The sequence below is a fragment of the Aestuariibaculum sp. M13 genome (assembly GCF_024723255.1).
Taxonomy (GTDB): Bacteria; Bacteroidota; Bacteroidia; order Flavobacteriales; family Flavobacteriaceae; genus Aestuariibaculum; species Aestuariibaculum lutulentum.
The window spans coordinates 164,458-188,072 of sequence record NZ_JANIAC010000001.1 but is presented as its reverse complement, the minus strand read 5'-3'; the positions used below and the strand labels follow the sequence as shown (position 1 = coordinate 188,072).

The following is a 23,615-nucleotide window of genomic DNA, read 5'->3' as shown; positions in this document are numbered from 1 at the left end:
TTACAAATATGGTTATTTTGTAAGAATATAACTTATATTTACTACATAAATATAATGTAGATAAACACAATAGTGTTTATTCAATTGTTATGCAGAATTAAACCCACTATATGACAGAATACGACAAAGGATATCAAAATCTACTTGAATTTGAAACCGAATACCAGAGCTATAAGACTTCCGATCTAACAGAATCTGATACTAGAAGTAAAATTCTTGACAAGATTTTAATTTCCGTTTTAGGTTGGACTGAATTTGACATTGAAAGAGAAGGCTGGGTTCGAGTAGGCTACTTTGATTATGAAGTAGGTACAGCAAATTTCAGATATGTAGTAGAGGCAAAGAAAAACTTAGTAGAATTCAAATTACCCAAGTCAGGTAATGAAGTTAAGTTGAAGTCTATCTACCAAGGAAATAAGGATGTAATTGATCAGGTTAGAAATTACCTCTTTCAAAAAGGACTTTCATTCGGAGTAATCACTAATGGTTCTCAATTTATCATCAGTAGATTTGTTAATACTCAAGGACTTGATTGGCTCGAAGAGAAGGCTGTTTTCTTTAAAGATTTCAATGATTTAAAAACGAATTTTGATCTTTTTTATGACTTAATCTCTCGTGAATCTGTCAGTAAATATGGGAAAATCAAAATTGTTCAAACGTCGAACACAGGAAAAACAATTGTAAAGGATCATACTCTTCGCAGACGAAACCAAGAGCTAGTACGTAATCAAATAAGTCAACACCTAATTCCTATAATAAATAAGGTGTTTGAAGAAATCTATAACACAGAATCCCTAGAAGGGCAAAAAATATTAAAGTACTGTTATGTTCAAAATGAGGATGTAAAAAAATATAATAGCGAACTTGGTTCTATTTTCTCAGATGACCCTCCAACATTTGATACTAGAATTGTTCCAGTACAAAATACAAGAGAGACACAGTCTCAATTAAAATCGAACATCTTCGATTCAGGGTCGAATCTGCCTGACCCAATCATTCTTATTGGCACCGCTGGAGCAGGAAAAACAACCTTCATAAAGTACTTTTCAGATATTCTACTAAATAAGAAGAATAAGAAAAACCGACCTTTAGTTTATTTAGATTTCAGACTTTATACAAGTCAAACAATAAAGGATACAAGGTTTATTTATAATGCAATAATTGAACAACTGGAAAATAACTACCCAGAGTTAAATTTGACAAAGTTTAACATTCTTAAAACTATTTATAGTGATTCGATTAAAAAGAAAAAAGAAGGTGCCTGGACAATCTTCGATGGCGATGAAAGTAAATTAAATAATGCCATTGCGCAATTGATTGAAGAGAAACAAAAAGACCCTATTATTCATTTAAAGAGTATTACAGATTACCTTCTTCATAGGTGCAATAAGCGAATATGTGTTCTTTTCGATAATGCCGACCAATTAGATGACAGTGATCAAAAAGAAGTCTTTTTATTGGGTAATGGGATTAATAGGAACTTAAATTCACTGGTGATAATATCACTACGTGAAGGATATTTTTACAAATGGAGAAATAAACCTCCATTCAATGCATATCAATCGGTGGTATACCACATTACAGCTCCACCCTATAAAAAGGTACTTGAGAAACGAATTAAATATGTTATGGACAATTTCGAATTTCAAGAAATGGATCTCCAAGCATCGAATAAAGTTGTAAAATTCCGAGAAGGAAACTTGAAACATCTTTTTAAAAATCTATACGACACACTTTTCAATTCAAAGACCAATGAAGTGATGGATTTTTTAGAAGAGACTTCATATCCAAATACTAGAGAAGGTCTCGAATTATTTAAGAATTTTTTGTTATCGGGTCACTCAAAAATCACGGAATATATGTCCTTTTCTTATGGCAATGGAGAAGGAATTCCTATTTGGGAGTTTTTTAAATCCATTGCTCTTGAATCGAACTACTATTATGAGACAAACAAGAGTAATGTTGTTAATTTATTCTACCCGAGTAAGTCAAATAAAAATCATTTTACAAAGATTCGCATACTCAACTATCTTAATTCAAGGCTATCCGCTTCATCAAAAAGAAAGGAATATTTTTCTGTGAAGGAACTTACAGATTTATTCTTGAAAGCTGGTTACACAATTGATATTGTTGAAGAAGAATTACAAGAATTATTTGATCGCAAGTTAATTTCTACATCCGATTATACAGAAGATATTGAAGAACAGGTTGAAATTGATTCTACTTCTATGATATCAATTACTTCTGTTGGTGTGTATTATCTAAATCGATTACTAGGAAGGTTTTATTATTTAGACCTTGTTGTTCAGGACACTCCAATCTATAACGATGATTACTACAATAAAATAGCACATGTCTTTCCTGATTCAGATGAACACGGGAATAGAAATTTAAAGGCTCGAAAAGATACAGTTGAAGAATTTGTAAACTACCTAATAAGTGAAGCGGCAAAAGACAAAAAATTTGAAAGTAATTTCTCAGACAATATTATAATGCTTGATATTGGTAAGATAATTCAGGAATCAGTTGAAAAAGACTTAGAACGTCTCGATAAAATAATCGAACGTATGAACTAATTAATCTACATAACACTTGCTAAGAAAAGTAGGGCTTTTCTAGAATACAATTGTGCCCTATTTTTCTTAGCACGACAACCGTCGTTGGCTACAATTAAAACTTACTAAATGAGATATCAAACAAAGTTCCAAATTATTCTCTTACTTCTTACACTAAAATTTTGCTTTATAAACGCTCAAAATAATTTTGACATACCTTACGGAAGTAATGAATCGGCTGGAAAGTTTGTTAAAATAAATGGAGCAAAAATATATTATGAAGAGTATGGTAAAGGAGAACCTTTATTATTAATTCATGGTTGTGGTGCTGACATTAAGTCTATGGAATATCAAATAGACTATTTTAAAAGCAAATATAGAGTTATTGTTGCCGATAGCAGAGGACAAGGGAAATCTGAATTAAAAACGGACTCGTTGACTTATTCACAAATTACAAAAGATTGGGAAGGTTTAGTTAGGCATCTAAAATTGGATTCCATTAATATTCTTGGATGGAGTGATGGAGGTATAATTGGACTTAAAATGGGTATTAGTAGAAAAACTAGAATTAAAAAAATAGTTGCAATGGGAGCTAACTTAAAGCCAGATACCACAGCAGTAAACAGTTGGGCTCCAGAAAAAGTTAGAAGAGACCAGGCTCAGGCAAAAGAAATGTTAGCTAAAGGAGATACTTCCCAAGATTGGAATCTCGAAATACAACTCGATGGACTTTTACTCAATCAACCGAATATAAGCCACTCGGATTTAAAGAAAATAACCGCTTCCGTTTTGATAATGGTTGGAGATAGAGACATTATTAAAAACGAACACGCAGTTGAAATTTTTAATAATCTGCCTAAAGGACAACTTTGTATTATGCCTGGGATAAATCATGGAGCTCCGAGGAATAACCCTATAATATTTAATGAGATTGCAAATAGATTTTTAACAGAACAATTTGATTATACACAAAGAAAATAACTATAGCCGTATTAAAATAATACTTAGTTTAGTCCTTAATCAAAAGTTAGTGCCCATTTGGTATCTTTGATTTTCCTGCGGAAAATCCTCGGACACAAAACCGCACTATTCTTATACCAACACTCGGCAATAATATTTAAATCCTAAAAGCTTTAATGAAATTTTATATTCCCCTGTATATTACTTTATCATTATTTATAAATGCAAATTCTCAAAACAATGAATACATAGTCACAAACAGTAATGATACAATTTATGGCAAAGTTATTAGGGGAACAAACTACTTAAATCCCTCTATAGTAACTTTTAAACTTATTGATGAAAACGATAACAAATTATTAATTAACCCTTCAGAAGTAAATACTATACGTTCTATTGATGGGCTTGATGGAGATTGTACAATCAGAACAGTATTTGATAAGTTCTTCATTAAAGAAATTATTAATGGTAGAATAAAAGTATATCAATTAGTGGATAATGCGTTTTTTTATACATCTAAAGACAACGGACAAATAACAATAGCAGATTTTGGTGGTTTTGGATCTAGAAAAAAAGCACATTCTCAAATTAGAGATTTAATAAAGGATAACCCACAAATATTAATAGAATTTGACAAACTCAAAGGAAGTGCGAAAAACATCTTTTATATTATTGAAAAGTATAACGAATCATACGAAACTATTGCTAACAGCGTATCCTATGAAAAGGACTAGTCTAGTCTCTTAATGTTAATTGTTGTAACTATCTCAATTTTATGTTTTTAAATAAGTTAAGTAATCTAAAGTATAAAAGTTAAACGCCCGATTTATGGGCGTTTACTTTTTAAGTAAAATCTTCAGCATGAATTTGGAAATACTTAAGGAATTCTCATTCCTTAAGGGATGCATATATATATACCAGCCTCTACATATTATTTTTATTGAAACATAATTGATTAATAGATTCTATGTTGTTTGTAATGTATTAGTTATGAGTATTTTAATCTAAGTTTCTTGTGTTTTGTCGAAAATTCTTTATGTGTTTATGCATAAAAGACTACTTTTTGTATCCGATATCACAAATAATGTTGTATTCCCGTTAAGAATAGTATGTTAACCTAAAGCCAGCCAATATGAAAGCTCTTTTATTTATAGTCTTAAGTCTTATTGTTTCAATTAATTGTATTGCACAAAAACCCGATTATAACACAACTTTAAATAGCTTTTTAGAAGAATATAATATCAAAAATCATGTTATTCAGGATACTTTGTTGAATGAAAATATTGCTACGGCTTTTAATTATGTGATATTTTCAGGTTCCGATTTAGTTAGTAATTCTTCAGCTTTTGGATATTCACAAAATGAAGAAAAAACGAATGTTTCAGTAAGTTCTAATTTACGATTGGGTAAAGAGTTATCGCCTCTTTATACTAGAATAGGAGCGAATGCATCAGGTAGTAAGAATGTGTTTGAATTTTATTCTGAAGGTTCATGGAGTAATAATGTGAGTTTTAATTTGGGATTAATACTTAAAATAGGAAACGCGAGTGTGTTTTTTAAAGGAGGCAAAAAAGAGGTGAAAAAGTTTAAGGAAATTAACGATAGACGTAAAATAAATGCTAGCGAACCTCTATACAAAACAGAAAAATATACTCAACAAACAATTGATACTATTGATGCTCTTAAAAAGGATATTTTGGATATTAAAGATGGTGGTTTAATACAAAGTAAATACTCAGGTTTATTAGTTCAATTTCCAGATATAAAAAAACTCATTGAAGGGAAAAAATATGAAGAGGCCTATTCTAGCCTAATTAGAGAAGAGAAAAAGATTCAGGACTATATAGATGCTCATAAATCGCAGAAGGAAATGGAAGATTACTTAAAGAATGATATTCTATACACATTTGATAAAGCCAATGACTTAACCTATGGTTATAGTTTAATGTGGTTTGACATCAATTTGAATTTGGGTAACAGTACCTACAAATTTTCAGAAAGCAATGTTGATGAAAGTATATTAGAAGAATTTGGTAATGTATATGATTTAACAAAAGATATAAATAAATTAAAGTCGGTATTAGCATTAAATTTTAATCATTCACATAATGCAGATAAAACGATATGGTTTTATCAAATAGGGTTATCAACAACTTCGAGTTCTTTTTTAGAAAATGTATTAATTAATGGAACTCCAAAGATAATCCGGAATGAAAGCCAAGAGTTTGTTTTTCAGGATGAAGACAATCAGGTGATTGGTGATTTTGTTAACGTTAAAGAAAATTTTAAAACAGGAGCTTTTAATGCTTACGGCGCCATATTCTTTACTGAAAAAAAGAATTTCGGATTTAATGTAACTATTGGTCATAATTATCTGATTGATAAGCCAAATGGTACGTTTTACAAAAATAATTTTACTACGCTTTTTGGCCCTGTATTCCGAAAGGAAAAAGATGGAGAAACTAAATTAACTTTTGGAATTGATTTAGGATGGTCAAATGCCATTTATAATACAAGAGTTTCAGATGACTTTACAGGTAGAATAAGAGTAGGGATTCCTTTTAATATATATTCTAAAAAGAAGAGCAAAATAGAAGCCTAACTTAATTTAAATAATAGATCAGAGTAACATCTATTTTGGTTTTTCAACTTAAAATTTTAATTAAAGTATACTAAATGGGGGGTAAAAATGATATAATTAATTTTTGGAATGAAAATTATTCAAAGTATGTAAAGGAATATAATCCTTATGATAAAACAAACATTATTGAGCAGATGGCTGGACTTTTCAGTCTAGGAGAGAATTTCTTTTATATTCTAAATTTTAGTGATTTAACTTTTGATTATGTATCATCTAGTATTGAATCTATAGTAGGATTAAATCGTGATGAAGTTAGTTTAGATAAACTTTTAGCAACGGTTTCAGAAAATGATTTGGATTTTGTACTGAAAAAGGAGAAAACTGTCAAAGACTTTTTCTTTAAATTTTTATCTCTAAAAGAAATTCCTTTATATAAATCAATTTATACATATAAGGCGCAATCTTTATCTGGTAACTTAAAAACGATGGTATTACAGGCTGTAGCTATAGGTTTTACTGAGGATATGTTTCCAAAACATGTCCTAAGTATTCATACAGATATAAGCCATCTAAAATCTCCTGTTTTAGATTCGGTTTCCTTTATTCATTTAAGAGGCGGACAGTCTTATTATAATATAAGTATAGACCATGATATTTTTTCATTAAAGAGTTATAATGTAAGCAAGGATAAGTGGATTTCATCAATTACTAAGCGAGAAAAGGAAATTATCTTTTACCTAGCCAAAGGACATAGTACAAAAATTATAGCCGATATCTTAAGCATCTCAATAGAAACAGTTAAAACACATAGGAAAAATATCTTAGCAAAGGTTGGTTCCAACAATACAGCCGAATTAATTTCTTTGTGTATTAATGCTGGGGTAATTTTTTAGTATCATAAGCATTAAATGGATATCTATTCCAGAACAACTTGTCCTTCAATTTTACTTACAAAAGTACCATCATATTTTCTTAGGTCTCCCGAGATTTTAATAAGTGTTTTGTTGCTAGAAATATCTATAACACCAGGGAGTAAAATGTGATCAGTTCTATCGTTATAAATAAGACTAGGGATGTCAAAAGAAACCTCATACCAGTTACAAGTGTTTATAATTCCGGGATCAGTATCTTTTACTGTAGAATAAGTGCCGTCAATAATTTCATTTTGCTGTACTAAAATAATATCTATTTGGCTATCAGAATCATTTTGACCTTCAATGGCGGCAAATTGAAAAACATAATAGTCATTTGAGTCATAGGATGTATTGCAATTAGCAATTTCGTCCCTAAATGCTGATTTAAAATTAAAATGTATATATTCTTCCGTATTTAAAATTTTTATGTAATTTTTTAATGATGCAGCACCAATCCCATCTATTAATGAAGCTTGAGTACTGTTAAATTCAGAATTATATTTATTTAATTGATTATCATAGGAATCTTCAATTAAAGTAGCAATATCAAGAAAGAAACCTATACAAGAGGAAACTCCGGTAACTAAACCAGATGCTCCTCCTATTCCTGCGGTTGCGCATCCTATACTATTTGAGTATAAGCCAAATCCTGTCGCTCCAGTGTCTAAATCCTTATCTAGGTCATAAATAAGCGCAAGTGTAGATGTTAAAGCACTTCCACATGTTAATAAAGCTAAAGAGCTAGTGAGCCCCAAACTAGGAATAATTGATGTTGCACTAAGGGCACATGCAAAAATACCAATCCCAACACTTGCTGCACTAAGAGCTTTGCTTAAATCTTGATTATTGCTATTTATTAATAAACTTTGTGAGATTTGATTTTTACTATATGATAATTTACTTTGTGAAATTTGATCTTGCTCAATTTCTAAGTCTCTAAAAATACGAGTTTCTCCATTAGGAGTAATAATCCCTATATCGATGGAGGTACCATTGTAATTTTCAAATAGTAATATGTTATCATTTGCGTAGCCGGAAATAGGAATACCTTCAGGTGTCAGTTCTAGATAAACTTTCAAATCTTGAAATACATAAGTAACCCCTTCTATTATATTAGTTTGTTCATTTACTTTAATACCAATATGTTCTCCGTTTTTATGGTTTGCAACAAGAGGCCATTCAGTATTGCCGGTAAAAGCTATAGCATAATCTTGGTCAAACTTCACTTCATTATTTTCTTTCTCACAGGAAGTGAAGCAAAGAAGGCACACAATAAAATAGATTCTTAAATTTCTCATTTTTTAATATGTTAATTATTAGCATGTTAAAATTATAAAGGGAAGCTGTTTTTGAAAATACCTATTTAGGGGTATTTATTGGTGTGATATATTGTTTTTATTTTGAAAAGTAACCAACCAATAAATTTTTAACTTATGAAATTGAAATCTATTCTAACAAGTCTATTGTTTATCATTTCTAGTTATACATTTAGTCAAAATTCTACAACAATAGAAGTATTTCGTATTGGGCGAACATTAGTAGATGGAGAATCTGTTTTCGACGTCAATGATTTTATTAATGTAAGGACTAAGGGACAGAGTTGTTTTAAATTTTTAGATGTTTTGGTTGAAATAAAAGCATCAAACACTAAAGATAAGAAATATACATATCGTGTAACAATTACGAACAATAGTGATTTTAATGTTGCTTTTTCAAGATATTTTTTAGGCAGTAGCATTGGAGGAAAAACCGCGATAGGGGCTGGATCTTCTGAAAAAAGGGAAATTGAGTATGCTTCACAAGATTTAAGTATTCTGATTGAAAGTGTGGCTATCGTTTTTAGTAGCGAGATTCAAGCAAAGTATCCATTTTGGAGTGAATATATGGATGTGAATTGTAATGATAATCTTTCAAGTATTATTGCAGAAATGGATAAGAGAAAAGCAAAAGAGGACGAAATAAATGGTATAAAAGACAAAATAAGATCTTTGGGAGAGAAAAATCAGGCTGATATGGAGGAAAGGTTGGTTTTATTTAAAGAATTAAAACGCCTGGATACTAAGGGAAATTATGACGATTATATACGAGACACAGAAGATTGGTTAAGTAGAAATTTAGAAGATAAACAAAATGAAAATGAATTTAATACTGACGGTGAGAATGAAATTTTAAAATCTGAAAAGTCTGAAGGGACAGATTCTAATAATAAAGCTACTATAATTGTAGAAGAATCTAACTCAGATTCAAGTGAAATTACACAACGAAGTAACGATCCACAGGAAAAAGAAAATTTGAATTCTAGTTCAAAAAGTACAAATGTCACAAATCAAAAACCAGATTCTCCGGATTATGCTAATCATAAAGCAGGGGTAGCTCTCGGAATGGCAACCGTTGCAGGATTAATGATAGCAGATGTAAGTAAAGATGAAGAAAGTCGTTTTGGCCTCGGTTTTATAGCTAAGTTAGCAGAAGTATATAGTTATGGTCCAGAAATAATATATATGATAAATGACAATTTTGGCATGAGTATTTATGGTGGATTATTAACTGATAATTCGGTATTGTATGAAGAGTATGATGCTTTTGAATTAGGTTTTGGGTTTGAATTTGATTTGGCTAGAAACAAAAATAAAAGGATAGATGGAATAGGCCTTGAATTAAATACATTTTATTCTGAATTTGAAGGTGTTGATAAAGATTTTAATGATAATTATTCTCAATATTCAGGAAGCTTTATAAGCTTGGGTATATCTGCCAGACTTTGGTTTTTTAAAATTGGTTACAGTTATCCTATTTCTTATAGTTATAGTGAAGAATTAGTAGATGCTGAATTTGATGACCTTGGAGGTCTTTATTTTGGAGCTTTTGTTATTTTTTAATTAAGATGAATACACATTATATACTTTGTGGTAATGAAAATTAATATTACTAATTCTTATTTTATAATTAGCATCATTTTAGTTTTTGTTTTAACTTCTTTTAATAAGAATATTAAAAGTGAAATTATTGTTCAAAATGATTGGAGTTTTATACAAACAACAAGCTGTTTAAAACTAATGCAATATCAATTTAAAAAGGATAAATATCCAGGTAAATGGTATATTCGTTTTATAAACAAATATAAGCAGAGTGTTTCTATGGATGTTAAGGTGAAAGGGAATATTGGAACAAAAGTTGATTACGGGCGGTTTACTGTTAAAGCAGGAGATACATTTACCCAATATTATTATGTTGATAGTAATTCTGATAAACTGAATTTTAGTATTAATAAAATAAAATTTGATGATACTAGTTGGGGTGAACCTTATTCTGGATGTGATAATGATTAAAAGAAGTAAACTGGACTTGCAACAAAAACCTGGAGTTAATCACTAATGTTAGTACTTAGTATAGATGTTATTTTACTAAAGCATATAAAAACTTAACGCCCAATTACGGGCGTTTATTTTTTATATAACGATGTACATATTTTATTGCCAAAGAAGCAAAATAACTAACCAGAGCACCAAAAATAGCCATTACACCAGTAGTTAAAAAATCTTCAGTCCCAATACTGGGTAAAGCAGAAAAGAAGGTGCCACCTATAATAGAGTATTTAGTATGTGCTTCAGGGTAGTTCATTGGTATTAATTGGTTTCATCGGTAACTACTGCTTGGCTTACAGCCGTAGCGACAGTACCGACCAGACTTACATAGGTCGCAATACTTATAACAATGCCAGGTAAAGCCACTGGAGCGGCAATAATAGCGCCTCCGGCAGTTGCTAAAGCAATGCCTATGTTTCTTAAGGTTCTAAAGAATTTGGGAGTTGGAGATTTATAGCGTTCAATAAGGGTCATAAGTTTAAGATTTAATAGTTATTAAAACAGGAATGTTGAGGTCATGGCTTTGGTAACAAAGCGAAACCAGTTGTTGTAATAAGGGCTGAGATTGTAAACCTTTACCAAGCCCGGTTAACTGCGTTACCGGAGCAATACAACCCCGTAAATCACGTTTGGCATCATTACCACCATGCAGTAAAATAAGACTTCGGTTCGGGACATCAATTAACTGTAAATGGTGTTTAAACCGTTTAGAATACCTCGGTTTTACTTCGTAAATACCTTCCGGTATACAAGATAGGTTTTTAGTGTTATCCTGCCAGGGCAGTTCAATGGTAAACCCAAAGAAAGAACCATTAATAAAGAGGACACCGTTGGTGCCCTCCTCAAAATAAGTTCTGTGTATCACCAGATCCATACTACACCGTATCAACAGTCGCAACCATTAAGGCATTGTAAGCCCCATTTTTAAGTGGGTACATTTGCCCGTTTACCTCTTGGTAAAACTCAACACCCACAACTTGAATCACAGGAAGTAAACTGTTAGGTGTAACGGTTACTGTTAAATCAATAGCAGCGGTGTCGGCAGCATCATAAGGTAAAATACCGGTTTCGTCACTCTCAAACACCGAAGCTTCATTCGGGAAATCCAGTTCGGCAGCACCAGTTACAATTTTAAAATGCGTGGCGCCAGCCGGTGCCGCAATTCTAATCGTTGGTGCAAAAGGAGCAAGGGATAAAGAAGCATCACCGGTAACACGATCAAAAGCCACATCAAACGGAGCAAATAGGGTAGCACCTAACTTTCCGTTGGTGTTAAATTCAAAGTTACTCAATAACCCCATATCTCCATCTTGGATGGTTCTCGAACCACGCTCATTAACCGGGTCGGTTTTAGTAATTGCAACTAAGGTTTTGGTTAATCGGCTAACCACCTTTTTGTCTTTAGCATTCTGCAGTAACACACGAATGGCGTTTCTAATCACTTTACCACCTTTACCTGCACGTCCAAATTCAGAACCGTTTTCACGTGTTCTCTGGAACGCTGGATCATTGGCAATTCTATTCGCATCCGGACCACCTTTAATTCGTGCTAAGTGTCCGTCACTCGATTTGTAAAAGGAAATATCACCAATAGTTCCTTTCAGTTTAATAATACCAGTCTGTCTAGCCATAATTATTCGTTTTTTTGATTTTCAACAAATCAAGCGATATTTGTCATGGCTGAAAAATGTCATAAGTCACTTATTCCGAATTGGATAACTTATGCCTTTTTAGTACTTTTAAGTAAAGATGAGGTATTCATAAAGTATGGATATAGTGTCACAATCCCCAAAATGAAAGTAGAACGAGCTTGCATATACCCGAAAGACATTCAGCGCATCACCGGCCGCAGTGAGCGCTATGGCCGCAAACTTCTTAATGACATAAGAGCCTACTTAGGCAAAAGCTCTCATCAGTTTATCACGGTCCAGGAATTCTCAGAATACACCGGTATTGAAGAAAGCATTGTATTAGAATATTTATAGTCTATTTAATACGTTTTGTATCAATGTAATATCAAATGGAATTAGTATTTTTGTAATAGAATGTTAGTTAAGAAATACTATTCTATTTTAAAATATATGTCTGCTAATAGGATACCTTGAAAATTAAAACACGGTTAATCCTTTTAGAAGTCACTAGTACAGGTCATAGGTTTGAATCCTGGCGTGGTCACTAAAAAAGCTTCACTAGAAATAGTGGAGCTTTTTTAATTTATGATATTCTCTATTTAAATAGACTACCAAAAGCCAGTGAATTAAACTTCACTTGGTAAAATCCCAAAATGATTTTTAAAGGCCTTGGAAAACTGACTTAAATTAGAATAGCCCATTAAAAACCCTGTTTCGGAAACCGAATGTTTGTTTTCCTGTAAAGTTTCCATCGCTTTTTCCATTTTCTGTTTTAAATGGTATTGATATGGTGTGGTGCCAAACACTTGTTTGAAAATGCGATTAAATTTAGAAAGGCTCATACTGGCTTGTTCAGACAGATTTACCAATTGTATTTCTCTGTGAGGATTGGTGTCTAAGATTTCACGAATTTTTAATAACTGATTTAAATCGTCAGGGTGGATATTGTTTTTACTTGATTCCAGTTCTCTTTTTCCGAACTTTAAAAAAAGATAGTTTATAATTTGTAATATCCCTGAAATCGATGTCAGTCTGTTGTTTTCATCAAAATTAATGTGATTAAGGAGTTTTTTTAAATTATAATCCAGATTTTCTGAAAGGCAAATAGGGTGGTTAGTATTAAAAAAACTGCTCAAATGCTCATAATCTGGAATAACGTTTTTAAATAACCATTCTTTGGAAAGAAGTAAATTAAAAATCAAGATAGTTTCGTTGGCAGGAACACAGGTTTGCGACGAAGTCATTGAAGAGTAAAATATCATATTTACATTTTCAATGGTCTGGCTTATAGTTTTCTTTTTAACGGTTTGTTTAATTTCCGCTTTAGAGAGGTAAAAATTTATTAAATACATATCATTATGATCGCTGGCGAGCCTTTCTAAAATCAAATCCTCGTTTAATATTACGTTGGTTGACTGGGCCCACAGACCATTTTGAACTTCAAGGTATTTTAGTTTTCCCTGTCCAAATTCAGGGTTTAATAAAAGTTGTGTGTCGTTTATGGTTGATGGAACTAAACTATTTATATGGGTATACCATTTACTCGGTGTTGTTAACCGAAATTGTATTTTTTTAAACGTCATGAGAGAAAAAAACGATTAATAGAATTAAGTAAAATAGAGGCTGAATTTTGTTAAAATAAATAAATTATGAGTAAATATTTTTCAGAATTCAGGCTTAGTTGATGAATCCTAATTTAGATAAATTTTTATAAAAAATTAGAGGATAGCAGCTAATCTTTAAAGCTTTTGAAAACTGTTTGAAATGGATTTAGAGTGTTATTTAATTTAAAATCCTCCAAAAGAATGACTTAGGAGGATTTAAATAACAAGCTTGATGTTTTGGTAAATTTGAGAATAATAATGGTTAAAACATTATTAATGAAAGGTGTGTTTGCTATTAATCACCTTGGGTCGCAAGTAAATGATGAAGAGCTTAATCGATATTAATAATCACATCTTCAATGCATCGTCGCGTTTTGGGTTTGTCTGTAGATTCGAAAAAGTCATTTTCGGTTTCAAAATTTATAGCTAGTGTTAAAATTGGTTTATAATCAACCATGTTTAAAATTTCAGTGTATTTCTCAGGTTTAATATCTTCTAGAGGCGTAGGATGCAAACCCAGAGAAACAGCTGTGCCTAAAGCAATGCTAAATGCGATGTAAACTTGTTTAGAAAACCAAATTTTCAAATCAGACTCCGAAGTGAAGTTTTTAATGTTATTGTAAAGTTCTTGCAGGCCTTCAGGAAGTTCTTTTTCGATGACTAATTGAAAGGAATCTAAATTATCAACAACACTAAAAACGATTAAAACATCGGCTTGATTAATATTTTCAGCATGATCAAGAGAAGATAATGCCAGTTTATGTTTAACACTTTTATTTTTAACAAAAGTAAACTGCCAGGGTTGCATATTCATTGAGGAAGGAGCCAGGTGAAGAATGCGTTTAAGTTCTTCAATTTTTTCATCAGGTGTTAAAGATTTGTCATTTTTTGAATTTGATTGCAGTGTTTGATTTAATTCCAGTTGGTTCATATTTTGATTTAGATATTCTTTGCTTTTAGTTGATTTCAGATACTACTTTTTGAGGGCTAAATAAGAATAGATGTGGGGAGCTTCAAAACTACAATGGTGATTGACTAAGTTTTACCCCAAGACATTTTTTTATTACTCCTAAACATTTAATACTAGTAATTGGTGTTTATGATTATTATTAAAAAACCTTAGCAATTATTTGGTTTAGGAACATAATATAACCCTTCTTTAGACAATACTTACCCCTCGAAAGGGGTTATAATAATTAACTTTGAAACTCCTTGAACCAACTAAAAAGACTGTTTAAATTGAATTATTTTCTAAAGACAAAAAAGCAAATTGCTTTTTACTGCTTATTGTGCGTCACTATATCTTTTGCTCAAAAAAGTTCTTCAGCGACGGACGTTATTGAAATACGGATTCATCCTGAAACTAAGTTTCAAACCATTCATAATTTCGGAGCTTCAGATGCCTGGTCTACTCAGTTTGTGGGCAAGTATTGGCCTGAAGACTCTAAAAAAGCGATAGTAAAATTACTGTTTAGCACAGAAAATAAGGAAGATGGAAGTCCTGAAGGAATTGGGTTAACAGCATGGCGGTTTAATATAGGAGCAGGAAGTACAGAACAAGGAATTAAAATTGGTAAAATTAGAGATGAATGGAGACAAGCAGAATGTTTTGTTACTGCAGATGGGACTTTCAATTTTAATAAGCAGGAGGGGCAGCAGTGGTTTTTAAAAGCGGCTAAACAATTTGGGGTAAAGACATTTATTGGTTTTGTTAACAGTCCTCCAGTATTCTATACCGAAAATCAAAGCGCCTGGTCAGATAACGGTATGCGTTCAAATCTTTTAGAGTATAATTATAAAGCATATGCCGATTTCTTGTCTGAAGTTGTAAAGGGAGTTTATGATAAAACAGGGGTTATGTTTGATTATATAAGTCCTTTTAACGAACCGCAGTGGGAGTGGGAGTGTTGTAAGCAAGAAGGTTCGCCATGGACTAACGAAGAAATGTTTCAGGCTATTAAAGCTATCGATAGTTCTTTTGAAGCTAATCGCATTTCAAGTCAAATAGAACTTACAGAAGCCGCGAAAATCAATTATTTATATACTACAGCAGATAAACCTCATAGAGGAAATCAAATCAATTATTTTTTCGATATGAAAAGTAAAGGCTATGTTGGTGATTTAAAATCGGTAGCCAAGAAAGTGGCCGGGCACAGTTATTTTACAACCTGGAATTCCAAAACTTTGATGAATACCAGAAAATCTTTAAATGATAAGTTGAGCCAAACAGATTTGGAATATTGGATGACCGAATATTGTGTATTAGAAGATAATTCTGAAATAAAAGGTGGTGGCAGAGATTTGGGTATTGATGCAGCATTATATGTGGCTAAGGTTATCCATTCAGACTTAGTGTTTGCGAATGCTTCGGCCTGGCATTGGTGGCTGGCCATAAGTCCGTATAACTATAAGGACGGTTTGATATATATTGATAAGAATCAATATGGAGGTCGTTTTTACGAATCGAAGATGTTATGGGCATTAGGGCATTATTCCAGATTTATAAAACCAGGAATGCAACGTATTGCTTCCCGCAGAGTGGATAATAAATCAGATGAAGAAACTATTTCAGAAGTGTTACATTCGGTGTATAAGTCAGATGATGAATTGGTTATTGTTTTTGTGAATCAACTTCACACGAATAAAACGGTTAAATTATCAGGATTGCCAAAAGGTTATATAGTTTCAGAAATGTATTTAACTAATACAGAGGTTGATTTTAATCTAAAAAAAATAAAGACTTCAAAAACAATAAATAACATTCAATTACCTCAAAGGTCCTTGGTGACTTGTATTCTTCAAAAGAATAAATCCTAAAATTTGGTTTTAGTATCTTTAATTATAAATTAGTAGCAATAATCTCTGGATTCCTAATTTTAGCAGCGTTTTTTTAATGAAACACTTTTTATTTTATATCACCTTTTTGTGTTTTGCCACGGGTACAGCTCAAAACTCTTTGCAGCAGTTTAATTCCATTGAACACGAGTTGTATTTTTATTTACTTGATGTAGAGTTAGGCTTGTCGAACAATGGCATTAATAGTATTGCTCAGGATTCTTTGGGCTTTATTTGGATTGGAACTTCTGAAGGTTTGAATAGATATGATGGGACGCAGTTTACCGTTTTTGAGAGAGATGAAGATCGCGGAAATCAAAGCTTGAGCGACGATTTTATTAATGAAATAAAAGCTTTTAAAGACCATAAATTACTAATAACAACATCAGAAGGACTGAATGTTTACGATGCTAAAACAGAAAAAATTGAGATTATTAATGAAGAGAAAGGTTTATTGGGTAAGCATATTTCACGGTTAGAGTTAGGTAGCAACGGAGAAGTGTACTTAGCTGTTTTAGAGCGTGGTATTCAGGTTTTCGATAAAAACAGAAAAACAAAGGTTTACAGTTATAAAGGAAATGACGAAGCGTCGTTGTCTTCAAATTATACCAGTAGTATGGCGCTTCAAGGAGATTCTTTGCTATGGGTTGGAACAGCAGGCAGCGGATTGAATAAAATTAATCTAAAAACCGATAAAGTCACTCGTGTCTCGTTACAAGGGAATGAGCAAGGGAAGTCTTTTTTAATTGAGTCATTATTTAATGATAAAGAAGGTAACTTATGGATTGGTGCAAATAATGGACTTCATGTGATAACTAATAAAAAAGACACCCTACATCTGGGAACGTCTTTAAAAGAAGGTAAAGGACTTAGTGACGATAACATTCTTTGTTTTGAAGAAGATCATTCTGGTCAGTTATGGATTGGAACTAGAAACGGAGGACTTAATATTATTAATAAATCTGATTTTTTACACCAAAAAACAGATTTTCAGGTAAAATGGTTTTTGCCAGCCGATGATGGTTCCAGTGTGTTTAACAGAACGGTTTCTGCCTTAAAAATGGATAAGGATGGTAATATGTGGATTGGAACCAGTACAGGTTTAAACTATGTAAATCCACAAGGAGAACCTATAAAATTATTGCGAAAAATAACAGGAGGCGAAGGACTTAGTCATGATCGTATTGGCGCTTTAGCAGAGCGTTCAGACAAACGCATATGGATTGGAACGGATGGTGCTGGTTTAGATTTGTTTGATCCAGAAACGCGGCAGTTCAAATATTTTAGGCATGACCCGAATAATCCTAATTCTATTAGTAATAACTACATTATTTCATTATTAGAAGATTCTAAAAAACGCCTTTGGGTAGGAACTTATCAGGGTGGTTTAAATAAAATGGATCCGGATACAGGCATTTGTAAGCACTATTTGCAAGGAGATATAACCTTAGGAAGTGATGTTCGGGTAATTTTTGAAGATAGGAAGCACCAGATATGGGTAGGGACCAATAGAGGTGGTTTATATATGTATGATGAAATCAATGATGCCTTTAAGTTTATAAATGTTTTAGGAAAACTTGATATTCGAGATATCAGTGAAGACGATAAAGGTCATTTTTGGATGGCAACCTATGGCGATGGTATTTTAAAATATATACCAACCCAAAACACGATGACATTTTATAATTCCAGCACTATTCAAGATTTTAAAAGTAATGTGATTTATAGTATACTGGCTCTGCCGAGTGGAGATGTGCTGGCGGGAACCCAAAATGAGGGGTTAATACGATTAAATCCAGAGAAAAGAGAAGTCATAGGATTTACTGAAAAAAACGGTTTAAGTAACAATACAATTACCAGTATAGTTATGGAAAATCAGGAGAATATTTGGTTAGGTACCCATAAAGGGATCAGTAATTACAATGCTTTAACCGATGTTATTCATAACTTAAACACCTATACTAATGTACAGCAAGGGAAATTTAATATTGGGTCGAGTTTATTCACTTCCTCGGGTATGATATATCTTGGAGGTGATAAAGGGTTAAATATTTTTAATCCTGATAATCTTCATAGCAAGCGAGAGACTTATCCTATTATTTTTAAAACTCTGGAAGTTTTGGATGAAAAGGTAGAAGTTTCTGAAAATGAAAAAGATGCAGTTATAGATGAGTCTATCCTTTTTGAAAATCAGATTTATTTGCAACCGGATCAAACCTTTTTTTCTATTGATTATGTGGCTTTAAAATATCCGTTTGCTAAAAATGTGAATTATTATTACCGTGTTGATGGTTATCACAACCATTGGATTAGTACAAATCAATATGGAAAGGTCAACCTAATTAATTTACCTTACGGCGATTATACTTTAAATGTTAAAGCAAAGTTTGGTTCAGGCGATGAAACTTTTAAAAAAATAAAAATAAAAGTTCTTCCTCCATTTTGGCGAACATCTTGGGCGTATATTGGTTATCTGGTTGTTTTAGTTTTGGGTATATATTGGTTTATGAGGTATTATGCCGAGCGTTTAAAGCTTATCAATTCATTATCTATAGAAAAGAAAGAGCGTCAGTTAGAGTATAATTTTAATGAAGAACGTATGCGCTTTTTTACAAGCTTTTCTCATGAGCTTAAGACACCGTTAACGTTAATTTTAGCACCGTTGGAAGATTTGATTTCCGAGGTGAAATCTATAAAGCACAAAAACAGTTTAACCTTAATTCAAAAAAACGCAAAGCAGTTATTACAAACTATTAATAAGCTGTTAGAATTTAGAAAAGCCAATTTAGGATTGAGTAAATTAAGAATTGAAGAACATAATTTAAATGCTTGTTTAGAACAGTGGGTTAATAACTATTTTCCGTTGGCTAAAAAACGAAATATCGCTTTAAGTTACGATTTACAGGAAGAACCTTTACTGGCTTGGTTCGATCTGGAAAAAATCCATATTATTTTCAATAATCTGTTATCAAATGCTTTTAAATACACTCCCGATAATGGTGAAATTTATGTGTCTTTGGTATATGATGAGGATAGTTTTGAAATCAAGGTTAGAGATACAGGTTATGGCATAAGTAAAACTGAATTAGAACATGTTTTTGAAAGGTATTATCAGTCAAATTCCGTTAAGAGTAAACAGGGTATTGGAATTGGCTTGGCGCTTTCTAAAAGTTTTGCCGAACTACACATGGGCAGTATTCAAATTGAAAGTGAGGAGAAAAAAGGAAGTACCTTTACAGTAATAATTCCTCGCGATAAATCTCTATTTGTGAATGCGGTTTTAGATACTTCAAATACGACAGATAAAGAGGAACATAACGAAATTGAAGATTGGGTGCCATTTACAGAATTAGACAAAACAACAAAAACGAATGCTAATTTAAATGTAACTGAAAATAAGGAATTGGTATTGCTAATCGATGATAACCCTGATATTTTAAAGTATTTAGATGGATTACTGGAGGGTAAATACGATCTTATTTATGCCAATAATGGAGAAGAGGGTCTTGAAAAGGCTAAACGTTACATTCCGGATTTGATAGTGTCTGATGTTATGATGCCTAAAATGAATGGTATTGAGCTTTGTAACATATTGAAGGAGACCACCGAAACCACACATATTCCAATTATATTACTTACCGCAAAAGGTAATGCGGAAAGCATTCAGGAAGGATATAAGTATGGTGCAGACGATTATATAGTGAAACCGTTTAGTGGCCAGATTCTACAAGCCAGAATTCGAAATTTATTAGACGTTAGAAAGCAATTACGCCATTATTTTTTAAATAAAGATGAAGTTAAACTGGAAGGATTAGAAGATAAGAATTCGTTATTAGATCAGGAGAAAGGCTTTTTGAATAAATTAACTCAAGTCGTGCTTAATAATCTCGATCAGGAAAAAATGGATGTTTGGGATGTTGCTCAACATATGGGCATGAGTCGTACGTCGTTGTTTAGAAAACTTAAAGCGGTTACAGGCTTAAATATTAATCAGTTTATTAGAAAGGTAAAGTTAGATAAAGCCGCAGAGTTAATAGAGAGCGGAAACTATACCATCGCTCAGGCATCTTACGAAGTTGGTTTCAATAATGTCAAGTATTTTAGAAAACTGTTTAAGGAACAGTTTGAAAAATTACCTTCGGATCTATCTAAAAATAAATAAACAACATTCTTCACATATTTGACTTTTGTTCATTTCAATTTGAAATAGAATATTCAATTTAATTGTTACAAATTTTACTTAAAAGTTAAATGAACACTTAAAAGCGGGAATCTTTCGATTTTATTGTGTTTTGGACGTTTTGTATCCCTGTTTTAGCCATTTTTTACCCGCATTGCAAGGTGTTTTTTGTCCAATTTTGAACTACCTGTTTTAATAAGTGCGTTTAGCACACTTATTAAGCGAAAATCAACAAAACTAAAACTCACATTTTACTATTAAAATGAAAAGAAGCATTTTTCTGAAGTTTAACTTGCTCATTATAGCAACAAGCTATTTGTTGTGTTTTTCGTCCTGTGCTCAAAACGTTTCATATAGTTATATCGGGGAAGGCTGGAGTAAGAATTCGGTAAATACTGTTAAATTCAGAAAAAATGCGATTACTACACATTCGGGTTATCAATTTGTAGCCTATTACAATCAAGACAGTTATTTGGTGTTGGGGAAACGAAAAGTTAATACTTCAAACTGGGAGATTGCTCAAACCCAATACCAAGGAAACACCAAAGACGCACATAATGATATTAGTTTGGCGGTTGATGGTGAAGGGTATTTACATGTTAGTTGGGATCATCATGATACCAAGCTCAGATATGCAAAGAGTAAAGCTCCGTTAAGTTTAAAATTGAGTGAAGAATTACCAATGACAGGTAAACAGGAAGACAAAGTTACTTATCCTGAATTTTATAATTTACCTAATGGGAATGTATTGTTTTTCTACCGTTCAGGACAATCAGGACGCGGTAATTTGGTTATTAATTCTTATGATATTCAGTCTGAAAAATGGACACAAATACAAAGTAATCTTATAGATGGAGAAAATCAGCGCAGTGCCTATTGGCAGGTTGCGGTAGATGGTCACGGTGTGATTCATTTGTCTTGGGTTTGGCGTGAAACCTGGGATGTTGAGACAAACCATGATTTATGTTATGCGCGTTCTTTGGATGGAGGAAAAACCTGGGAGAAGTCTACTTCAGAAGCTTATAATCTTCCTATTACCTTGTTATCAGCTGAGTATGCTTGGGAAATTCCTCAAAATAGTAATCTCATCAATCAAACTTCAATTACCGCAAATCATGAAGGTAATCCTTATATCGTAACGTATTGGAATGTTGATGATATTCCACAATATCAAATCGTGTATTTAAAAGATAATAGCTGGAAAAAAGTAAATACCGGATTTAGAACAGAATCCTTTGTTTTAGGGGGAGGAGGAACTAAAAGCATTCCTATTTCGCGACCAGATATTCTTATTAAGGATGATTTTGTAGCTGTGCTTTTTAGAGAAGCGTCCAGAGGAAGTAAAGTGTCTTTAACTTATTCTCAGAATTTAGAAAATAAAACGTCGTGGGAAGTTGTCGATTTGAGCGAAACCTCAGTCGGACAATGGGAGCCGAATTACGATATCAATTTATGGAACAGTAAAAGGAAACTACATGTGTTCTTTCAGAATGTAACACAAATAGATGGAGAAGGCGTTGCCGATAGAAATTCAACTCCTGTAAAAATGTTAGAAGTAAATAATTTAAAAAAGCTCATCAAGAGTAAAAAATAGGTAAAAAAAATGGTTAAAAAGATTTTAATAGTAATAGGGATTATCTGTTCTTTTAACTCGTGTAAAAAGGAAGATCCATTAATGAATAAAATTGATGAGACTTTAAAAATTGCAGAAACTCAATATGAGCATTTAAAGGAAGTTTTGCCAGAGGGGAGATATCCAAAAACATATCATGTAAGTCAGGAAAAGTTAGAAACCAGTCGCTCTGGTTGGTGGTGTAGCGGGTTTTATCCGGGATCGTTATTGTATTTAAATGAAAACGCCAGTAATCCGGTTTTTCAAGACGAAATAAAACGTGTTTTGGCAGATTTACAACGTGAACAATACAATACTACGACACATGATTTAGGATTTATGATGTATTGTAGTTTTGGAAATGCTGAGCGTTTAAATCCGTCACCAGAATACAAAACTATATTAATGAATAGCGCCAAATCCTTGGCTTCAAGGTTTAATAATACAGTTGGCTGTATTAAGTCTTGGGATGCTTCAGAAGATGACTATTTAGTGATTATAGACAACATGATGAATTTAGAATTATTATTCTGGGCCTCTAAATACAGTAAAGATTCTAAGTATTATAATATTGCTGTGACACATGCAAATACTACAATAGAAAATCATTTCAGAAATGATTATAGTTCTTACCACGTGTTAAATTACAGTAAAAATGATGGTTCGGTAAAGAAGAAGCGCACGGCACAAGGGTATTCTGATGATTCTGCCTGGGCCCGTGGTCAGGCCTGGGGTTTGTATGGTTACACGGTAATGTATAGAGAAACAAAGGATAAAAAATACCTGGCTCAGGCCAATGGTATTGCAGGGTTTATTCTAAATCATCCAAATATGCCAAAGGATATGGTGCCTTACTGGGATTTTAATGCGCCTGATATTCCTAATGCTTTAAGAGATTCATCAGCAGGTGCTATTATGGCATCGGCACTTTTAGAATTAAAACATTATGTAGAAGGCGACCTGGTAGAAAAATACGATTCTGCAGCCAAAACCATGATTACTACATTAACCTCTGATGAATATATAGCAAAGGACAATACCAATGGAGGGTTTCTTTTAAAGCATGGCGTTGGTCATATTCCGGAGAAAACAGAAATAGATGTTCCGCTTAGTTATGGCGATTACTATTTAATCGAGGCTATGATGAGGTATAAATATCACAGGATTTAGGGGTTTTTAAGTCAATAAATTGATTATGAATCTGTTGTTGTGTCTGAGGTATAGGGTATAAATTGTCATTTGGACATTTATTACCCTCTTTTTAGTCAATTTATCCCCTTATTTAAAGTTTTTAATTGTTCAGATTTGTAATATTATTATAAGTGTCTTTTGTACATTTTAATAAGCCAACCACTAAATATAAAATAAACTAATTATA

General features: G+C 32.3%; 19 protein-coding genes. 12 read left to right on the top strand and 7 right to left on the bottom strand.

The window, feature by feature from the left end:
• Nucleotides 1-110: 110 nt before the first annotated feature.
• The 5 genes from NO995_RS00770 to NO995_RS00750 all read left to right on the top strand — a co-directional run bounded on the left by NO995_RS00770 (nt 111) and on the right by NO995_RS00750 (nt 6,989).
• Complete coding sequence (locus NO995_RS00770; RefSeq protein ID WP_258225877.1) at nt 111-2,576, top strand: KAP family NTPase; 2,466 nt, start codon at nt 111-113, stop codon at nt 2,574-2,576.
• Nucleotides 2,577-2,684: 108 nt separating this feature from the next.
• The gene (locus NO995_RS00765; RefSeq protein WP_258225876.1) at nt 2,685-3,536 is read left to right on the top strand and encodes an alpha/beta fold hydrolase; all 852 of its coding nucleotides are present in this window, start codon (nt 2,685-2,687) and stop codon (nt 3,534-3,536) included.
• A gap of 155 nt (nt 3,537-3,691) precedes the next feature.
• Nucleotides 3,692-4,249: a hypothetical protein gene (locus tag NO995_RS00760; protein WP_258225875.1), complete on the top strand. Its 558-nt coding sequence runs from the start codon at nt 3,692-3,694 to the stop codon at nt 4,247-4,249.
• Between the two features lie 398 nt (nt 4,250-4,647).
• On the top strand, nt 4,648-6,117 hold the full coding sequence (locus NO995_RS00755) for a hypothetical protein (RefSeq protein ID WP_258225874.1): 1,470 nt from the start codon (nt 4,648-4,650) through the stop codon (nt 6,115-6,117).
• A 74-nt stretch (nt 6,118-6,191) separates the two neighbouring features.
• On the top strand, nt 6,192-6,989 hold the full coding sequence (locus tag NO995_RS00750; protein WP_258225873.1) for a helix-turn-helix transcriptional regulator: 798 nt from the start codon (nt 6,192-6,194) through the stop codon (nt 6,987-6,989).
• 23 nt (nt 6,990-7,012) lie between these two features.
• On the opposite strand, the gene NO995_RS00745 is transcribed toward NO995_RS00750, so the two are convergent.
• Complete coding sequence (locus NO995_RS00745) at nt 7,013-8,308, bottom strand: hypothetical protein (RefSeq protein ID WP_258225872.1); 1,296 nt, start codon at nt 8,306-8,308, stop codon at nt 7,013-7,015.
• A 135-nt stretch (nt 8,309-8,443) separates the two neighbouring features.
• Between NO995_RS00745 and NO995_RS00740 the strand changes: the two genes are divergently transcribed.
• On the top strand, nt 8,444-9,889 hold the full coding sequence (locus NO995_RS00740) for a hypothetical protein (RefSeq protein ID WP_258225871.1): 1,446 nt from the start codon (nt 8,444-8,446) through the stop codon (nt 9,887-9,889).
• Between the two features lie 33 nt (nt 9,890-9,922).
• Nucleotides 9,923-10,339 carry a hypothetical protein gene (locus tag NO995_RS00735; RefSeq protein WP_258225870.1) on the top strand — a complete coding sequence of 139 codons (417 nt, stop codon included), beginning with the start codon at nt 9,923-9,925 and terminating at the stop codon, nt 10,337-10,339.
• A 103-nt stretch (nt 10,340-10,442) separates the two neighbouring features.
• Here the strand turns inward: NO995_RS00735 and NO995_RS00730 are convergent, their stop codons facing one another.
• From NO995_RS00730 to NO995_RS00715, 4 genes are read right to left on the bottom strand one after another with little or no spacing between them, the layout of a single operon-like run.
• Nucleotides 10,443-10,631: a hypothetical protein gene (locus NO995_RS00730; protein ID WP_258225869.1), complete on the bottom strand. Its 189-nt coding sequence runs from the start codon at nt 10,629-10,631 to the stop codon at nt 10,443-10,445.
• A gap of 5 nt (nt 10,632-10,636) precedes the next feature.
• On the bottom strand, nt 10,637-10,849 hold the full coding sequence (locus tag NO995_RS00725) for a hypothetical protein (protein ID WP_258225868.1): 213 nt from the start codon (nt 10,847-10,849) through the stop codon (nt 10,637-10,639).
• Nucleotides 10,850-10,853: 4 nt separating this feature from the next.
• Nucleotides 10,854-11,249: a DUF5675 family protein gene (locus tag NO995_RS00720; protein WP_258225867.1), complete on the bottom strand. Its 396-nt coding sequence runs from the start codon at nt 11,247-11,249 to the stop codon at nt 10,854-10,856.
• A 1-nt stretch (nt 11,250) separates the two neighbouring features.
• Nucleotides 11,251-12,006, bottom strand: coding sequence for a hypothetical protein (locus NO995_RS00715; RefSeq protein ID WP_258225866.1), 756 nt, complete (start codon nt 12,004-12,006; stop codon nt 11,251-11,253).
• Between the two features lie 45 nt (nt 12,007-12,051).
• Between NO995_RS00715 and NO995_RS17795 the strand changes: the two genes are divergently transcribed.
• The gene (locus NO995_RS17795) at nt 12,052-12,360 is read left to right on the top strand and encodes a hypothetical protein (RefSeq protein WP_308813186.1); all 309 of its coding nucleotides are present in this window, start codon (nt 12,052-12,054) and stop codon (nt 12,358-12,360) included.
• 272 nt (nt 12,361-12,632) lie between these two features.
• Here NO995_RS17795 and NO995_RS00705 read toward each other — a convergent pair whose 3' ends face one another.
• Both NO995_RS00705 and NO995_RS00700 read right to left on the bottom strand, forming a co-directional pair.
• Nucleotides 12,633-13,589 carry an AraC family transcriptional regulator gene (locus NO995_RS00705; protein ID WP_258225865.1) on the bottom strand — a complete coding sequence of 319 codons (957 nt, stop codon included), beginning with the start codon at nt 13,587-13,589 and terminating at the stop codon, nt 12,633-12,635.
• A gap of 352 nt (nt 13,590-13,941) precedes the next feature.
• Nucleotides 13,942-14,541, bottom strand: a complete 600-nt coding sequence (locus tag NO995_RS00700; protein ID WP_258225864.1) for a nitroreductase family protein — start codon at nt 14,539-14,541, stop codon at nt 13,942-13,944.
• Nucleotides 14,542-14,897: 356 nt separating this feature from the next.
• Between NO995_RS00700 and NO995_RS00695 the strand changes: the two genes are divergently transcribed.
• The 4 genes from NO995_RS00695 to NO995_RS00680 all read left to right on the top strand — a co-directional run bounded on the left by NO995_RS00695 (nt 14,898) and on the right by NO995_RS00680 (nt 23,407).
• Nucleotides 14,898-16,427, top strand: coding sequence for a glycoside hydrolase (locus NO995_RS00695; protein WP_258225863.1), 1,530 nt, complete (start codon nt 14,898-14,900; stop codon nt 16,425-16,427).
• A gap of 76 nt (nt 16,428-16,503) precedes the next feature.
• A complete protein-coding gene (locus NO995_RS00690) occupies nt 16,504-20,607 on the top strand; it encodes a two-component regulator propeller domain-containing protein (RefSeq protein WP_258225862.1) in 4,104 nt (1,367 codons plus the stop codon).
• Nucleotides 20,608-20,887: 280 nt separating this feature from the next.
• A complete protein-coding gene (locus NO995_RS00685; protein WP_258225861.1) occupies nt 20,888-22,219 on the top strand; it encodes a BNR repeat-containing protein in 1,332 nt (443 codons plus the stop codon).
• Nucleotides 22,220-22,228: 9 nt separating this feature from the next.
• Nucleotides 22,229-23,407: a glycoside hydrolase family 88 protein gene (locus tag NO995_RS00680; protein WP_258225860.1), complete on the top strand. Its 1,179-nt coding sequence runs from the start codon at nt 22,229-22,231 to the stop codon at nt 23,405-23,407.
• Nucleotides 23,408-23,615 lie beyond the last annotated feature (208 nt).

Coding starts and splice junctions, on each gene's coding strand:
- NO995_RS00740 (WP_258225871.1), top strand. CDS start 8,444: ATGAAATTGAAATCTATTCTAACAAGTCTATTGTTTATCATTTCTAGT.
- NO995_RS00700 (WP_258225864.1), bottom strand. CDS start 14,541: ATGAACCAACTGGAATTAAATCAAACACTGCAATCAAATTCAAAAAAT.
- NO995_RS17795 (WP_308813186.1), top strand. CDS start 12,052: ATGGCTGAAAAATGTCATAAGTCACTTATTCCGAATTGGATAACTTAT.
- NO995_RS00745 (WP_258225872.1), bottom strand. CDS start 8,308: ATGAGAAATTTAAGAATCTATTTTATTGTGTGCCTTCTTTGCTTCACT.
- NO995_RS00680 (WP_258225860.1), top strand. CDS start 22,229: ATGGTTAAAAAGATTTTAATAGTAATAGGGATTATCTGTTCTTTTAAC.
- NO995_RS00750 (WP_258225873.1), top strand. CDS start 6,192: ATGGGGGGTAAAAATGATATAATTAATTTTTGGAATGAAAATTATTCA.
- NO995_RS00705 (WP_258225865.1), bottom strand. CDS start 13,589: ATGACGTTTAAAAAAATACAATTTCGGTTAACAACACCGAGTAAATGG.
- NO995_RS00765 (WP_258225876.1), top strand. CDS start 2,685: ATGAGATATCAAACAAAGTTCCAAATTATTCTCTTACTTCTTACACTA.
- NO995_RS00715 (WP_258225866.1), bottom strand. CDS start 12,006: ATGGCTAGACAGACTGGTATTATTAAACTGAAAGGAACTATTGGTGAT.
- NO995_RS00725 (WP_258225868.1), bottom strand. CDS start 10,849: ATGACCCTTATTGAACGCTATAAATCTCCAACTCCCAAATTCTTTAGA.
- NO995_RS00685 (WP_258225861.1), top strand. CDS start 20,888: ATGAAAAGAAGCATTTTTCTGAAGTTTAACTTGCTCATTATAGCAACA.
- NO995_RS00755 (WP_258225874.1), top strand. CDS start 4,648: ATGAAAGCTCTTTTATTTATAGTCTTAAGTCTTATTGTTTCAATTAAT.
- NO995_RS00730 (WP_258225869.1), bottom strand. CDS start 10,631: ATGAACTACCCTGAAGCACATACTAAATACTCTATTATAGGTGGCACC.
- NO995_RS00735 (WP_258225870.1), top strand. CDS start 9,923: ATGAAAATTAATATTACTAATTCTTATTTTATAATTAGCATCATTTTA.
- NO995_RS00720 (WP_258225867.1), bottom strand. CDS start 11,249: ATGGATCTGGTGATACACAGAACTTATTTTGAGGAGGGCACCAACGGT.
- NO995_RS00770 (WP_258225877.1), top strand. CDS start 111: ATGACAGAATACGACAAAGGATATCAAAATCTACTTGAATTTGAAACC.
- NO995_RS00760 (WP_258225875.1), top strand. CDS start 3,692: ATGAAATTTTATATTCCCCTGTATATTACTTTATCATTATTTATAAAT.
- NO995_RS00690 (WP_258225862.1), top strand. CDS start 16,504: ATGAAACACTTTTTATTTTATATCACCTTTTTGTGTTTTGCCACGGGT.